The 14,381-nt window shown below is 62.2% G+C and carries 11 protein-coding genes; 3 read left to right on the top strand and 8 right to left on the bottom strand.

Annotated features, from left to right (window positions below):
* Positions 1-289: 289 nt before the first annotated feature.
* Positions 290-2,185 (bottom strand): PrkA family serine protein kinase, encoded by a 1,896-nt coding sequence (locus NYE40_RS18085; protein ID WP_339278762.1) that lies wholly within the window; start codon positions 2,183-2,185, stop codon positions 290-292.
* Between the two features lie 248 nt (positions 2,186-2,433).
* Here NYE40_RS18085 and NYE40_RS18090 point away from each other — a divergent pair, with 248 nt between their 5' ends.
* Positions 2,434-3,183, top strand: a complete 750-nt coding sequence (locus tag NYE40_RS18090; protein WP_028599225.1) for a DUF2161 family putative PD-(D/E)XK-type phosphodiesterase — start codon at positions 2,434-2,436, stop codon at positions 3,181-3,183.
* Between the two features lie 123 nt (positions 3,184-3,306).
* Here NYE40_RS18090 and NYE40_RS18095 read toward each other — a convergent pair whose 3' ends face one another.
* The 5 genes from NYE40_RS18095 to NYE40_RS18115 form a co-directional block, all read right to left on the bottom strand.
* Entirely contained in the window at positions 3,307-4,503 is a 1,197-nt protein-coding gene (locus tag NYE40_RS18095; RefSeq protein ID WP_339278763.1) for a hypothetical protein, read from the bottom strand.
* Positions 4,504-4,679: 176 nt separating this feature from the next.
* Positions 4,680-6,008, bottom strand: a complete 1,329-nt coding sequence (locus tag NYE40_RS18100) for an ABC transporter substrate-binding protein (RefSeq protein WP_028599227.1) — start codon at positions 6,006-6,008, stop codon at positions 4,680-4,682.
* 208 nt (positions 6,009-6,216) lie between these two features.
* Positions 6,217-7,518 carry an ABC transporter substrate-binding protein gene (locus NYE40_RS18105; RefSeq protein WP_043111412.1) on the bottom strand — a complete coding sequence of 434 codons (1,302 nt, stop codon included), beginning with the start codon at positions 7,516-7,518 and terminating at the stop codon, positions 6,217-6,219.
* 218 nt (positions 7,519-7,736) lie between these two features.
* Positions 7,737-8,567, bottom strand: a complete 831-nt coding sequence (locus tag NYE40_RS18110; RefSeq protein ID WP_028599229.1) for a carbohydrate ABC transporter permease — start codon at positions 8,565-8,567, stop codon at positions 7,737-7,739.
* Positions 8,567-9,448, bottom strand: a complete 882-nt coding sequence (locus tag NYE40_RS18115; protein ID WP_028599230.1) for a sugar ABC transporter permease — start codon at positions 9,446-9,448, stop codon at positions 8,567-8,569. The genes NYE40_RS18110 and NYE40_RS18115 overlap by 1 nt, the downstream gene beginning before the upstream one ends.
* A 223-nt stretch (positions 9,449-9,671) precedes the next feature.
* Here NYE40_RS18115 and NYE40_RS18120 point away from each other — a divergent pair, with 223 nt between their 5' ends.
* Positions 9,672-11,522 carry a sensor histidine kinase gene (locus NYE40_RS18120; protein WP_052333316.1) on the top strand — a complete coding sequence of 617 codons (1,851 nt, stop codon included), beginning with the start codon at positions 9,672-9,674 and terminating at the stop codon, positions 11,520-11,522.
* The gene (locus NYE40_RS18125) at positions 11,519-13,111 is read left to right on the top strand and encodes a helix-turn-helix domain-containing protein (protein ID WP_028599231.1); all 1,593 of its coding nucleotides are present in this window, start codon (positions 11,519-11,521) and stop codon (positions 13,109-13,111) included. Before NYE40_RS18120 ends, NYE40_RS18125 begins: the two co-directional genes overlap by 4 nt.
* 290 nt (positions 13,112-13,401) lie before the next feature.
* On the opposite strand, the gene NYE40_RS18130 is transcribed toward NYE40_RS18125, so the two are convergent.
* Positions 13,402-13,650 (bottom strand): AbrB/MazE/SpoVT family DNA-binding domain-containing protein, encoded by a 249-nt coding sequence (locus tag NYE40_RS18130; protein ID WP_028599232.1) that lies wholly within the window; start codon positions 13,648-13,650, stop codon positions 13,402-13,404.
* A gap of 211 nt (positions 13,651-13,861) precedes the next feature.
* Complete coding sequence (gene trmL / locus NYE40_RS18135; RefSeq protein ID WP_028599233.1) at positions 13,862-14,326, bottom strand: tRNA (uridine(34)/cytosine(34)/5-carboxymethylaminomethyluridine(34)-2'-O)-methyltransferase TrmL; 465 nt, start codon at positions 14,324-14,326, stop codon at positions 13,862-13,864.
* Positions 14,327-14,381: the final 55 nt, after the last annotated feature.

Raw genomic sequence — 14,381 nt, forward strand, 5'->3', positions numbered from 1 at the left:
CATGTCAATATAGTTGACATTAATGGAGCGTAAAAAAGCCCCCTATACAGGGGCTTACTGAATTCGTCTATTTGTCCATGCACGACGCTTGGATGGAAAAGCTCGCCTCCAGAATGGAGGTGACGCCTATGTCATTTTCGCTACAGGAAGTGATGATGCTCGGGATGTTCCTGCTAGCATTGCTCGCTTACTTAAAACGAAAATAACCCGTCCAAGTTAGCCTCTGGAAACGGGTTATTTTCGAATCCCACGTTTTACAATCCGGAGGTTTCCTCCAAGTTTTTCGCCCTTACCGGTTCAGCAGGCTGCCGACATACCGCAGCAGCTCGTTGGCGCTGGCAGGCGTGTAGCCATGCTCGTCGACGAGGCGCTTGGTCACCTCGTTCATGCGCTTGAGCTGGTTCTCGTCCGGCGTTTTGGTCGATGTCGTGATCTTGACGATGTCCTTGAGGTCGGCGAACAGCTTCTTCTCCACCGCCTCGCGCAGCCGCTCGTGGCTCGTGTAGTCGAACTTGCGCCCCTTGCGGGAGTAGGACGAGATGCGGATAAGGATCTCCTCGCGGAACGCCTTCTTCGCGTTTTCCGAGACGCCGATCTGCTCCTCGATGGAGCGCATGAGCCGCTCGTCGGGATCGAGCGCCTCGCCGGTGAGCGGGTCCTTGATCTTCGACCAGTTGCAGTACGCTTCGATGTTGTCGAGATAGTTCTCGAACAGCGTGCGCGCCGACTCCTCGAACGAATAGACGAACGCCTTCTGGACCTCGTTCTTGGCCAGCTGGTCGTATTCCTTGCGCGCCGCCGAAATGAAGTTTAAGTAACGCTCGCGCTCCTCCTTCGTGATCGAAGGATGCTGGTCGAGCCCGTCCTTGAGCGCCCGCAGCACGTCGAGCGCATTGATATGGTCCATCTCGCCCTTGATGAGGGCGCTGGAGATGCGGTTGATGACATAGCGGGGGTCGATGCCCGACATGCCTTCTTCCAGGAATTCGTTCTGCATTTCCTTGAGGTCGGCGTCCTTGTAGCCTTCGACTTCCTCGCCGTCGTACATGCGCATCTTCTTGACGAGGTCCATGCCCTGCTTCTTGGACTCCTTGAGCCGCGTCAGGATCGAGAAGATGGCCGCCGTGCGCAGCGCATGCGGCGCGATGTGCACATGGCGCAGGTCGCTCTGGGCGATCAGCTTGCTGTAGATCTTCTCTTCCTCCGACACCCGCAGGTTGTACGGGATCGGCATGACGATCATCCGCGACTGCAGCGCTTCGTTCTTCTTGTTGGAGATGAACGCCTTGTACTCGGATTCGTTCGTATGGGCGACGATCAGCTCATCCGCGCTGATGAGCGCGAAGCGGCCGGCCTTGAACTGCCCTTCCTGCGTCAGCGACAGCAGGTTCCAGAGGAACTTCTCGTCGCATTTGAGCATTTCCTGGAACTCCATCAGGCCGCGGTTGGCCTTGTTGAGCTCGCCGTCGAACCGATAGGCGCGCGGATCGGATTCCGAGCCGTACTCCGTGATCGTCGAGAAGTCGATGCTGCCGGTCAGGTCGGCGATGTCCTGCGACTTCGGATCCGACGGGCTGAACGTGCCGATGCCGACGCGGTTGTCCTCCGACAGGAAGACCCGCTCGATCTGCACGTTCTCGATGTCGTTCTCGAACTCGTTTTTCAGCCGCAGCTGGCAGTGCGGGCACAGGTTGCCCTCGATCCGTACGCCGAGCTCCCGCTCGAGCTCCGGCCGCAGCTCATGCGGGATGAGGTGGAGCGGATCCTCGTGCATCGGGCAGCCCTTGATCGCATACACCGCCCCCTGGTCCGTGCGCGAGAATTTCTCCAGCCCTTTCTTGAGCATCGTGACGATCGTCGACTTGCCGCCGCTGACCGGACCCATGAGCAGAAGGATCCGCTTGCGCACGTCCAGCCGCCGCGCCGCCGAGTGGAAATATTCCTCCATCAGCTTCTCGACCGCCCGGTCGAGGCCGAAAATCTCCTGCTCGAAGAACTTGTAGCTCTTCTGTCCGTTCTTCTCGTCGATGCCATGCGACTTGATCATCTCGTACACCCGCGCATGCGCCGTCATCGCCGGCGCCGGATCGTTCCGCAGCAGCTCGATGTACTCCTTGAACGTCCCCGTCCAGGCGAGCCGCTCGCCCTCCGACTTGTATTCCGCGATCCGTTTGAAAATATCCATGCTGCGCCTCCTCCCATTCCTTCCGCGTCAAGACCCTCGCCGTCCGCTCCGCCCAGGCTGTATCTCTGCTTCCCACTCCTGAATAGCATCGTATTCGAAGTATTAAAGCCTATGCGGAGGGGGGCGATAACTTGACCGGAAATTTGGAGTCGGACAAGATTTGCCAGACCTTCGGCGATCTCCTATAATGGACGGAATGAGAACGCCTGTGCCGGTGGAGCGGCGGGCGGCGGGGAGGCCGAGAGGGCATGGCGGTGAAGGAGGAAGCGGAGCTGTACGGGCCGGTGAAGGCCTATCTGGAGGCGCGGGGCTACGAGGTGAAGGGCGAGGTGCTGAGCTGCGATCTGGTGGCGGTCCGGCCGGACGGCGATACGCTAATCGTCGAGATGAAAAAGACGTTCACGCTCGCGCTGCTGCTGCAGGGCGTCCAGCGGCTGCGGATCGCGGACAAGGTGCTGCTCGCGGTCGAACGCAACCGCTCCCGCAAAGGGGCGGTCAACCAGCGCTTCGGCGAGCTGGCGGAGCTGTGCCGCATGCTCGGGCTCGGCCTGATGACGGTTACGTTCTACAAGACCAAATCTCCCGTCCTGGAGTTGCTCTGCGAGCCCGGCGACGCGCCGCTGCGCGGACGGCGCCCGTCCCGCGAGCGGCGGCTGCTGCAGGAGTTCCGCGAGCGCAGCGGCGACTACAACGTCGGCGGCAGCGGGCGCGTCCGGGGCAGCCGGCTCATGACCGCCTACCGCGAAAAAGCGCTCCGCCTCGCCTGGGCTCTCCAGGCGCACGGAGCGCTGTCGCCGGCGCGCGCGCGCGAGCTGACCGGCGTCGCCAAGTCAGGCGAGTTCCTGCGCGCCAACTACTACGGCTGGTTCGCCAAGGTCGAGCGCGGCATCTACCGGCTGCTGCCGGCCGGCGAAGCCGCTCTCGCGGAGCATGCCGCAGTCATCGACGGCTGGCTGCTGCAGCAGGGCGCGGCCGCTCGGGAGGCGGAGCGGGACTGAGAGCCGGAAGCGGCTCTCCCTCCGGCGAGGCTCGAATCTGCCTCGGCGGCCCGGACCGCCCGCCTCGAGAGGCGGAGCGCCTTCCCCGCTCGGCGGAGGATACGGCCACGCTCCCCGGCTTCTTCAGCTGCGCGCGGTGAACTCGCGCATCGCCTCCGCGAGTCCGCTCAGCGCCAACGCCAGCTGCGCTCCGCTCGCGGCTCCGGCGGCCAGCCTCGCTGCGCCTGAACCCGGCGCTGCGCCGAGGCCGGCGCCGGCAATCCCGATGCACAGCCCGCGCAGCCGGGCCGCGCGCTGCAGAGCGCGCGCGTCCAGCCCCTCGGGCAGCAGCAGCTCCATCGCTGCGCCGCGCGGATCGCGCCGCCAGCGCAGCCCGGCCGGCATGGAGGCGGCGTTCAGCGCCTCCTCCAGCTCCTGCAGCGCCGCTTCGCAAGCCGCTGCCGCCGCGGCGCGGCGCGGCTCCAGCTCGCCCAGGCCGAGCAGCTCCTCCATGACGAGCAGCTCCCAGCCGCTCGCCGCGCCGGAGCGCCGCTGCTCCTCGCGCACCCGCCGCAGCAGCTCCGGCGGCCCGCTCGCCCAGGCTGCGCCCAGGCCGGGCACGCCGCTCGCGAGCGAGCCGACGGCGAGCAGCCGCCTGGCGGCATGCCCGCCAGGCGCGCCCCGCTTCGCCGGCGCCGCCGCTCCTGCGCCTTCGCCCGCTCCTGCACGCCCTCCTGCATCCGCTCCTGCGCCGCCGCCCCGCTCCTGCATCCGCTCCTGCGCCGCCGCCTGCTCCTGCACGCCCCCTGCGACTCCGCCTGCACCTGCTCCCGCTACTGCGCCCGCCCCTGCTCCCGATGCCGGACGCCATGACCAGGCGCTGTCCGGCCGCAGCTCGACCTGCCAAGCATTCGGCTCCTCATTCGCGTCGTCCGGCGCGGCGCCGCTCCGCCCCGGACTTTGCCGCTCCTCGCCCGCTTGCCCGCGCGCTCGCTGCCCATCGCTCCGCTGCGGCTGCTCGCGCAGATGTCCTGCGCCTTGCCGCTGCGGCACCGGGCCGAGCCTGCCGCCTGTCGCGGCGAGCGCGCGCCGGACCAGCTCCAGCGCCGCCTCCGCGCTCGCCGCGACGACGATGCCCTCGCCAGGCCGCGCCGTCTCCTCCGCGCCGAGCGCGCGCTGCAGCAGCGCGGCCAGCCGCTGGCCGGCGTCCTCGCCTAGGGCCGTCTTCCCTTGCGCCAGCGTCCGCCGAGCCGCCTCGAGCACCTCGCTGTCGGCGTACAGCCGCAGCGCTTCCCCCGGACGGTCCAGCGCTATGCAGCCGAAGCTTCTCTCCATCGCCATGCCCGGCGCCCTCCTTTTTTCGGCCCGGCCTCAGGCCCTCCATTCCACGCCGCCGCCGCACGGCCGCCTTCGCCCAGCCCGCTCCATCCGCCCCTTGCCCGGCGCCTGCCTCGATCCCTCCGCGCAAAAAAACGCCCCTGAAGCATATATGCTTCAGGGACGCGCCTTAGAACCGCTTATTTTTTCGCCATGCTGGTCCATTTCGCTTCGATGTTCTTCAGCAGGCCGGCTTTATCCACCTTGCCCGCGACATACGCCTGCATCTCCGCGCCGACTTCCTGCGGCAAGCCTTCCGGCATTTGGTTGAAGTACCAGCCGGACGTCTTGTTGTCCTTGGAGTAGGCCATGATGTCCGTCGCGATCGCGCCGAGCACCTTCTCGTCGGTCACTTCGATCGACTTGAGCGCCGGGATGAACTTGAACTCCTCGACGATGTAGCGCTTGCCCGTCTCGCTCGTCGCCAGCCAGTTGAGGAACTCCTTGGCCGCTTCCTTGTTTTTGGAGTTCTTGTTGACCGCCCAGTTGTTCGGCACGCCGACCATGATGTTGCCGCTCTTCTCGCTGTCGTCGATCGGCATCGGCAGCACGCCGATGTTCATGTCCGGCGTAATGCCGTCGATCTGCACCTGCGTCCAGTTGCCCTGCTGCATCATCGCCGTCTTGCCGCTGGCGAACAGCGTCACCTGCGTGTTGTAGTCGGTCGTCAGCGGGTTCTTGTTGCTGTACTTCATCGTCAGGTCGAACAGGTTGAACCATTTTTCCACGACCGGGTTGCCGGCCAGGCCGCCCTTGCCCTCGTTGAGGCCCTGGATCAGCGCCGCAGGATCATCCTGATCGGCGAGCGCGACGTTGAACAGATGGTTGCCGAGCACCCACCACTCCTGGTAGCCGTTGGAGAACGGCGTGATGCCGGCGTCCTGCAGCTTCTTGGCGGCCGCGTCGAGCTCCGTGAGCGTCTTCGGCAGCTCGGTGATGCCCGCTTTTTCGAACAGGTCCTTATTGTAAATGTAGCCGTAGCCCTCGATGCCGATCGGCATGCCGTACATCTTGCCGTCGCGGCTGATCGGCTCCTTCGCCGTGTCGAGCACGTCGCTTACCCACGGCTGGTCGGACAGATCCTCCATCTTGTCGATCCAGGTCGTCAGCTCGGCGTTGCCGCCGTTGTTGAAGATGTCCGGCTCCTGGCCGGAAGCGAATTTCGCTTTCAGGCCCGCGCCGTAGTCCGCGCCGCCGCCCATCGTCTCGATGTTCAGCGTGACGTTCGGATGCTCCTTCTCGTAGTCGGCTTTCAGACGGTTCATCGCATCGGCGATCTCGACTTTATATTGGAAGATATTGAGCGTGACCTTTTCGCCGCTGCCCGCGTTCGTTCCGGAGCCGGCGTTCGTCGCCGTATTGGCCGGGGCTTCGTTGCCGTTCGAGCCCGAGTTGCCGGAAGTGCTGCAGCCTGCCGCCAGGCTGAGCGCCAGACCGGCGGACAAGACGGTTACCATCGTTTTTTTCATTCGCTTTTCCTCCTTGGATAATGACCCTCGTTCGTCCTGCAAGCGCCCTGAGTTCTATATTGGCTGATGTTCCCTTAGATTCTCCTGGGAACAATCCAAGTATACCTTCGGTCATGCAAACGCTACCACCGAGGATGTTGAACAAAAAGGGGGAAAATATTGATGCCGAATCTCCGGATCAATATCTTCCCCCTGCGGGCTTGCCGCCTTATTTCGCGAACGTGCCCCACTTGGTCTGAATGTTTTTAAGCATCTGCTCCTTGCTCGACTTGCCGGCGACGTACGCCTGCATTTCCGCGCCGACTTCCTGCGGCAGCCCTTCCGGCATCTGGTTGAAGTACCAGCCGGACGTCTTGCCGTCCTTGGAATAGGCCATGATGTCGTTCGCGATCGCGCCGAGCACCTTCTCGTCGGTCACCTCGATCGACTTGAGCGCCGGAATGAACTTGAACTCCTCGACCGTGTAGCGCTTGCCCGTCTCGCTCGTCGCCAGCCAGTTGAGGAAGTCCTTGGCGGCTTGCTTGTTCTTGGCGTTTTTGTTCACGACCCAATAGTTCGGCACGCCGACGAAGATGTTGCCGCTTTTCTCGCTGTCGTCGATCGGCATCGGCAGCACGCCGATGTTCATGTCCGGGGTGATGCCGTCGATCTGCACCTGAGTCCAGTTGCCCTGCTGCATCATCGCCGCCTTGCCGCTCGCGAACAGCGTTACCTGCGTATTGTAGTCCGTCGTCAGCGGGTTCTTGTTGCTGTTCTGGATCATCAGGTCGAACAGGTTGAACCAGTCGCCGACGACTTTATTGCCCGCCAGATCGCCCTTCTTCTCGTTCATTGACTGGATGAACGCGGCCGGGTCCTCTTGATCCGCCAGCGCGACGTTGAACGTGTGGTTGCCGAGGACCCACCACTCCTGATAGCCGTTCGCGAACGGAGTAATGTCGGCTGCCTTCAGCTTCTCGACGGCCGCCTTCAGCTCGGTGAGCGTCTTCGGAGGCGTATCGATGCCCGCTTTGGCGAACAGATCCTTGTTGTACAGCAGGCCGTAGCCTTCGATGCCCATCGGCAGGCCGTAGTTTTTGCCGCCCGAGGTGATGCCTTCCTTCGCCGTATCGATAACGTCGGATTGCCAAGGCTCGCCGCTGAGATCCTCCAGCTTGTCGACCCAGGTCGTCAGATCGGCGTTGCCGCCGTTGTTGAAAATATCAGGCTCCTGGCCGGAGGCGAATTTCGCCTTCAGGCCCGCGCCGTAGTCCGCGCCGCCGCCCATCGTCTCGATGTTCAGCGTGACGTTCGGATGCTCCTTCTCGTAATCGGCCTTGAGGCGGTTCATCGCGTCGGCGATCTCCACCTTGAATTGGAAGATGTTCAGCGTCACCTTCTCGCCGCTTCCGGCGCCTCCGGAATTGCCCGCCGCCTCGTTGCCGGCACCGCCGTTGTTCGTCGTGCTGCAGCCGGCCAGCATGGCGATGGCTACGCCCGCGGATACCGCGGTCATCAAGCTCTTTTTCATCTTTTTCAAGCCCCTTTCCTATCCTTGCTCCCTTTAGTATGCCAATGTTTCGGCATCGGATGCGGAAGCGTCTCTGGTTTATGGCCTTAGTATACCCGTTCTGTGCAAACGTTGGCACATACGATATTGCGGCAAAAGGGGGAGGATATTGACCTCGCTTTCGCGCGGGTCAACATCCTCCCCCTCGGGGAATGTCCGGCTATGCTCCTTTGATCCGATCAGCCCTTCACCGAGCCGGCCGTAATGCCCTCGATGATATGACGCTGCAGCGTCAGGAAGAACACGAGGATCGGCAGCACGCCCATGACGAGGCCGGCGAGCGCCAAGTCCCACTGCTTCGTGTACTGCCCGAAGAAGGAATACGTCGAGAGCGGGATCGTCCGGTTCGCCTCGCCGAGCATCAGGTTCGGCAGCAGGAAGTCGTTCCAGATCCAAAGGCTGTTCAGGATGATGATCGTCGCCGTCATCGGCTTGAGCAGCGGGAAGACGATGCGCCAGAACACGCCGTAAGGCGAGCAGCCGTCGACCGTCGCCGACTCCTCGATCTCGACCGGAATCGACTTGACGAAGCCGTGATACAGGAAGATCGTGAGCGACGAGCCGAAGCCCATATAGCACACCCACAGCCCCCAGATGCTGTTCGTCAGGCCGAACGTAGCCGCTACCTTCATCAGCGGAATCATGATCGACTGGAACGGGATGACCATCGCCGCGACGAACACCATGAACAGGATGTTGTTGTACTTGGACGGATGGCGGACCATCCGGTAGGCGCACATCGAGCAGATGATCGCCAGGCCGATGATGCTCGTCACCGTGATGAGGAACGAGTTCATGAACGACGCCGGAAACTTCATGATTTCCCAGGCGCGGGTGAAGTTGTCGAACGTCCACGGATTCGGCAGAGCGGCGGAGTCGAGCAGGATGTCCGCGTACTTTTTCAGCGAGTTGCTGACGAGGAAGTAGAACGGGACGAGGAACACGAGCGCGATGAGCACCGCGACGATTTCCAGGATAATCGTCGACCAGCGATAGCGGCTGTTTTCCATCAGACCTGCACCTCCTTGCGTTTCGTCAGCCATACCTGCGCCGACGAGATCAGCGCGACGACGATGAAGAAGACCAGCGCCTTCGCCGTGCCGAGACCGTAGTTGTTGTTTTGGAACGCTTCATTGTAGATATTGAGCGCGACGGACTGCGTCGAGTTGTACGGTCCGCCCTTGGTCAGCGACAGGATGATGTCGAACGACTTGAACGACCAGCTGAGCGCGAGGAACAGCGAGATCGTGACGGCCGGCATGATGAGCGGCACCGTAATGTGGCGCAGCCGCTGCCAAGGGGTCGCTCCGTCGATCGACGCCGCCTCGATCAGCTCGCGCGGCACGTTGATGAGCGCGGAGATGTAGATGACCATCAGATAGCCGGCGGTGCTCCAGATCGTCACGATGACGATGCCCCAGAAGGCGGTCGTCTCGTCGCCGAGCCAAGGCAGGTTGAACAGCGCCCAGCCTGTCTTTTCGCCGACGGCCGCGAAGCCTTTGACGAAGATGAACTGCCAGATGAAGCCGAGCAGCAAGCCGCCGATGACGTTCGGCATGAAGAAGATCGTGCGCAGCACGTTCCGCGACTTGAGAGGCTGCACGAGCAGCAGCGCCAGCAGGAAGCCGACGAGGTTGGAGAGGATGACCGCGGCGACCGTGAACCGCGCCGTGAAGGCGAACGAGCTCAAAAAGGTCTGATCGCTGAAAATGTTGATGAAGTTGCTCAGGCCGATGAATTCGGCGTTGTCGGACACGCCGTTCCACTCGAAGAACGAGTAGTACATGCCCATAAAGAAGGGAAGCGCAACAATGATCGCGAACGCGAGCGTGACCGGGCCCGTGAAGACGATCTGCTGGATCCATGATTTGGACCATCCGCTGCTTTTCATCCCGTATCTCCCCTTTCGCTTGAATCGTAGTCAGTTTGGCCTGCAGAATGTCGAAATATGCCCACCGCTTGCCTGATTATCCTTAAGTATAAAGGCGGAAGGACCCTCCTCCCACCGAGGATGATGACGGGAAAGGTGTAAAATATTGATGCTGCAGCCGCTTGCCGCTATAATCGAACGATAGCCCTTCCCGACCGGAAGGCAGGCAAAGGAGCGCTCTGCCGTGAAATTTTACTGGGTGAGGCGCAGCATCCGGACCAAGCTGGCCGTCTTCCTGCTGCTGGCGATCGGCATTCCGATGCTCGTCTCCATCACGATTACGAATACGCGGACGGCCCGCTTCGTCGAGGAAGACACGATCCGGCAAAATTCCAATCTGCTCTACCAGGGGAAGACGAATCTGGACAACTATTTCCGTTCCTTTTTCCAGACCTCGCTCGCGCCTTATTCCGACACGACCTTGTACCGCACGCTCGAGACCGGACGGAGCGACTATCTGACGGACAACCAGATCTTCGTCAGCCTGCAGCTCATGTCGTCGTCGGTCAAGGAAATCTACCAGGTGTACCTCCACTCTCCGCTTGCCGAACGCGGCTACCTGTACTCCAAGGGCCAGTACAAGCGGATGGAGCAGATCGTCAACGCTCCCGGCACGTCGCTGCCGGAAGGGGTCGCCTATTCGATCCGGCCGCTGCATATGAGCACCAACTACAACATCAGCGCCGCGCCGCCGTTCCTCTCGAAGCGCGTCATCACCGTCATCCGTCCGATCCTGCAAATTCCGAGCGACAAACAGATCGGCACGCTCTCGCTCGACATCACGCCCGAGATGATCATCTCGATCTGCGATCAGCTGTATCAGCGCGACCAAGGCGAGGAGGTGTACCTGCTCGATCCGTCCGGCGTCATCATCTACGGTCCCGATTCCGACCGGTTCGGCCTCAAGCTCGATGCCGAGTGGGCGCAGGAGCTGCTCGAGCAGTCGTCGCTGCCGGATGGCCACGACGCTCCGGGCGGAGCCCGCTCGACGCGGCTCGGCGGCGGCGATCACGAAGCGGTGTTCATCTACGAGCAGATCGAGGCGGGGGACAGCAACTGGACGCTCGTCAAGCGCATTCCCGACTCCGTGCTGAGAAGGGCGACGAATCAAGTGACGCAGGTCAATACCGGCGTGCTGATCGGCTCGCTGCTCATCGTCGCAGCCGCCGCGCTGTTCATCTCGTTCTGGATCACCGGCCCGATCAAGCGGCTGACCGGCTACGTCAGCCAGATCCAGTCCGGCCAGCTGCAGACCGACATCCATCTCGGCCAGGCCGACGAGATCGGCCAGCTCGCCCGGCGGTTCCGCATGATGATGGAGACGATCAACAACCTCGTCCTGCGCGAGTACAAGCTCGAGCTGGCCAACAAGACGAACCAGCTCAAGGCGCTTCAGGCGCAGGTGCATCCGCATTTCCTGTACAACGCGCTGCAGTCGATCGGCACGACCGCGCTCAAGCGCGGCGTTCCCGACCTGTACAAGCTCATCATGCAATTGGGCAAGATGATGCGGTACTCGATGAATACGGCCGAGGAATTTGTCGCTATTTCCCAGGAAATCGACCATGCCCGCTCCTATCTGGAGCTGCAGCGCCATCGCTTCGACGACAAGCTCACCTACGAGATCGCGATGGACGAAGGAGTCGGCGAGGCGCCGCTGCCGCGCATGGTCATCCAGCCGATCGTAGAGAATGTATTCAAGCATGCCTTCGATCCGTCCGGCGGAGAAGTCCATGTATCGATCCGCTGCTTCCGCGAGGACGGCCGGATCCGGATCGAGATCGCCGACAACGGTCCCGGCGTCAAGCCGGAGCGGCTGCAGGCGCTGCGCGCGAGCCTGCTCGGCGTCGATGACGAGAGCGCCTCGATCGGCGAGCACATCGGACTCGCCAACGTCGCGGCGCGGCTCGCCCTTCACTGCGGCGAGGAAGCCTCGATGAGGCTCGATTCCGGACTGGAGCCGCTCGGCGGCTTCTCCGTCACGCTCCTGCTGCCCGATCAGCTTCCATCCCAGACCAGCGAGGTGTCCCCATGAACGTATTGATCGTCGACGACGAGAGCCACGCGCGCGATGCGGCGAAGCTGCTTGTCGACTGGCAAGGACTCGGCTTCGAGCGCGTGCTCGAGGCGGACAACGGCGAAGCCGCCAAAATGCTCATGGATGAACACAATCCGATGCTCATCCTGACCGACATCCATATGCCGATCACGGACGGCATCCGCTTCATGGAGTGGACCAGCACGCATCATCCGGAAGCCAAGGTGATCGCCATCAGCGGCTACAACGACTTCGAGTACGTCCGCAAGACGATGAAGTACGGCGGCCGAGACTATATTTTGAAGCCGATCGACCCCGACCAGCTGAACGAGGCGGTGCAGCGCGCGCTCGAGGAGCATCGGAGCGAGACGAGGGAAAAGCAGCGCCAGGTCGAGAGCGGCATCGCGCTGAACCAGTACAAGCCCGTGTACTGGAGCCATCTGTTCGGCCGGCTGCTCGCCGGCTCCCAGGAGGCCGAGGCGGCCGCCGTGCAGCTGAAGGCCGAGTTTTCCGGCTTTCCCGACCAGGCGCCGATGCAAGCGGTGCTGCTCAGCCTGTACCCGATCCCGGACAAGCTGCTGCGCCGCTTCCGCGGCGACCGGGAGCTGCTCGATTTTGCAATCGTCAACGTGCTGAACGACCTGCTGCGCTCGGAGTGGCGCTGCGGCTACGCGTTCCGCAGCTCCGAGGCGCCCGACGAGCTGATCGCCCTGTTCTGGGACCGCTTCGACCTGCTGGAGGAGCGCGTCCGCCTGCTGATCGAGGCGGTGTCGATGACGCTCAAGGCGGAGCTGCATGCCGGCATCGGCGGCAAGGAAGAGCGGGCGTCCGCCGCCTGGCAGTCCGTCAAGCAAGCTCGGATCGCGCTCTCCCAGCGCAATCTGCTGACGCCGGAGCTGCGCATCCATCGCGGCGGCATTCCGGCGGCGGCAGGCGCGGCGCTCCCGAACCTGTCGGCGCTCGGCGACGCGCTGCGCCTGTCGATTCAAGTGCGCAACGCCGCCGAGGCGACCTCCGCGCTCGGCAATTGGTTCCGCCTCGTCCGCAGCCACGGCGTCGTCACGCCGGCCTCCGTCCGCGCGTGGGAGACGCAGATGGGCGTCATCCGCAGCCGCATCGAGCAGGAGTACGAGATCGATACGCTGCGCGACCAGGAGCTGCCGCTGGTGTTCAGCGACCAGGGCCGGCTGCTGCTCGACGAGACGGAGAAGGAATGGCGCCTCCTGCTGCTCGACTGGCTCGACGCGCTGCTGCGCAGCATCCGCCAGGAACGCAGCATCATCGACGAGATGAGCTCGTATATCGCTTCGCATTTGGAGGAAGACTTGAGCTTGCAGGCGCTGGCTTCGCGCTTTTTCCTCAGCCGCGAGCATGTGAGCCGGCGCTTCAAGCAGGAGACCGGCCAGACGCTGAGCGAGCATGTCGAGAGCCTGCGCATGGACAAGGCCCGCAAGCTGCTGTCCTCGTCGGAGCTGCGCGTCAGCGACGTCGCCGCCCAGGTCGGCTATACGGACGAGAAATATTTCAGCAAAGTGTTCAAGAAGCATTCCGGCTGCTCGCCGGGCCAATACCGCCATCGCGACTGACACATTCTGTTCACAACTTGAATCGTTTTCTTTTTTTCCCCAGTTGGGTATAATGAAGACAATTCGTACGGAGGTGCTACATATGTCCTTACCGTTTATCGTGGTCGTGCTGGTCTCGCTGCTCTTCCTGACGGCGATGCTTACCGCGGCGTACAACGACGACAAGACCAAAGGCCTTTAAAAAGGCTTAGGCTCGGCACTGCAAAACGACGAACAACAAAGGCCAGGCGGCCCGGATCTCTCCGGCCAGCCTGGCCTTTTTCTTGCGCGTGCTCCGCCTCTGCAACGGCTCAGCGTCGCAGCTGCTGCATCTGTCCCATGCACTCCGCGCACAGGAACCGTTCCTTGAACTCCCTTACCTCTTCCATCGATCCGCAAAAGACGCAGCGGGGACGATAGCGCTCGAGAATGATGTGATCCCCTTGCACGAGGATCTCCACGGGATCGCCTTCATTCATTTGATAGCGTTTGCGCAGCGATTTGGGCAGGACGATTCGTCCCAGCTGATCGACTTTGCGCACGACTCCGGCCGGTTTCATCGGTTGTATTCTCTCCTTATGTCTGAAAATCTAGTCACAACCAACCCTCGGCGGACCTTGCAGTCTCAGGGCTATTGGATGTCTATTCCCCTGTTGTTCGCTTTGCGCGATCAGAATCCTTCCGCAATCGCCTTATTTCTTAATATAGTCCAACTCTTGGCAAAATGGACTTCGTTTGGATGGTCCGAAAAGCGGATTCCGGCTCCGAAGCTCAGTCCATCCCCGGAAACCCGTTCTGGCGCAGCGCCTCGAACAAAATGACAGCCGCTGAATTGGACAGATTCATCGATCTCACGTCGCCCGTCATCGGCATGCGGATCGCCGTCTCGCGGTTGGCCTCGATCAGCTCCGGCGGCAACCCCTTCGTCTCCTTGCCGAATACGAGCAGATCACCGTCGCGATATGCGACCTTATCATAGCGATGGCTCGCCTTGGTCGAGGCGAAGAAGAAGCGCCCTTCCGGGAACCGCTCTTGCACCTCCTGGAACGAATCGTAGTAGGATACGCGGACCGCGTGCCAGTAGTCGAGGCCGGCGCGCTTCAGCGTCCGGTCGTCCGTCTGGAAGCCCAGCGGGCGGACGAGATGCAGATGAGCGCCTGTCGCCGCGCAGGTGCGGGCGATATTGCCGGTATTGGCCGGAATCTCCGGCTCGACGAGTACGATATGAAAAGCCATGGCTTTCATGCATCCTTTCGTTTACGCTTTTACATTCCTTTTACGCGCCATTAAT

The organism is Paenibacillus sp. FSL W8-1187, from assembly GCF_037965485.1.
Taxonomy (GTDB): Bacteria; Bacillota; Bacilli; order Paenibacillales; family Paenibacillaceae; genus Paenibacillus_O; species Paenibacillus_O pasadenensis.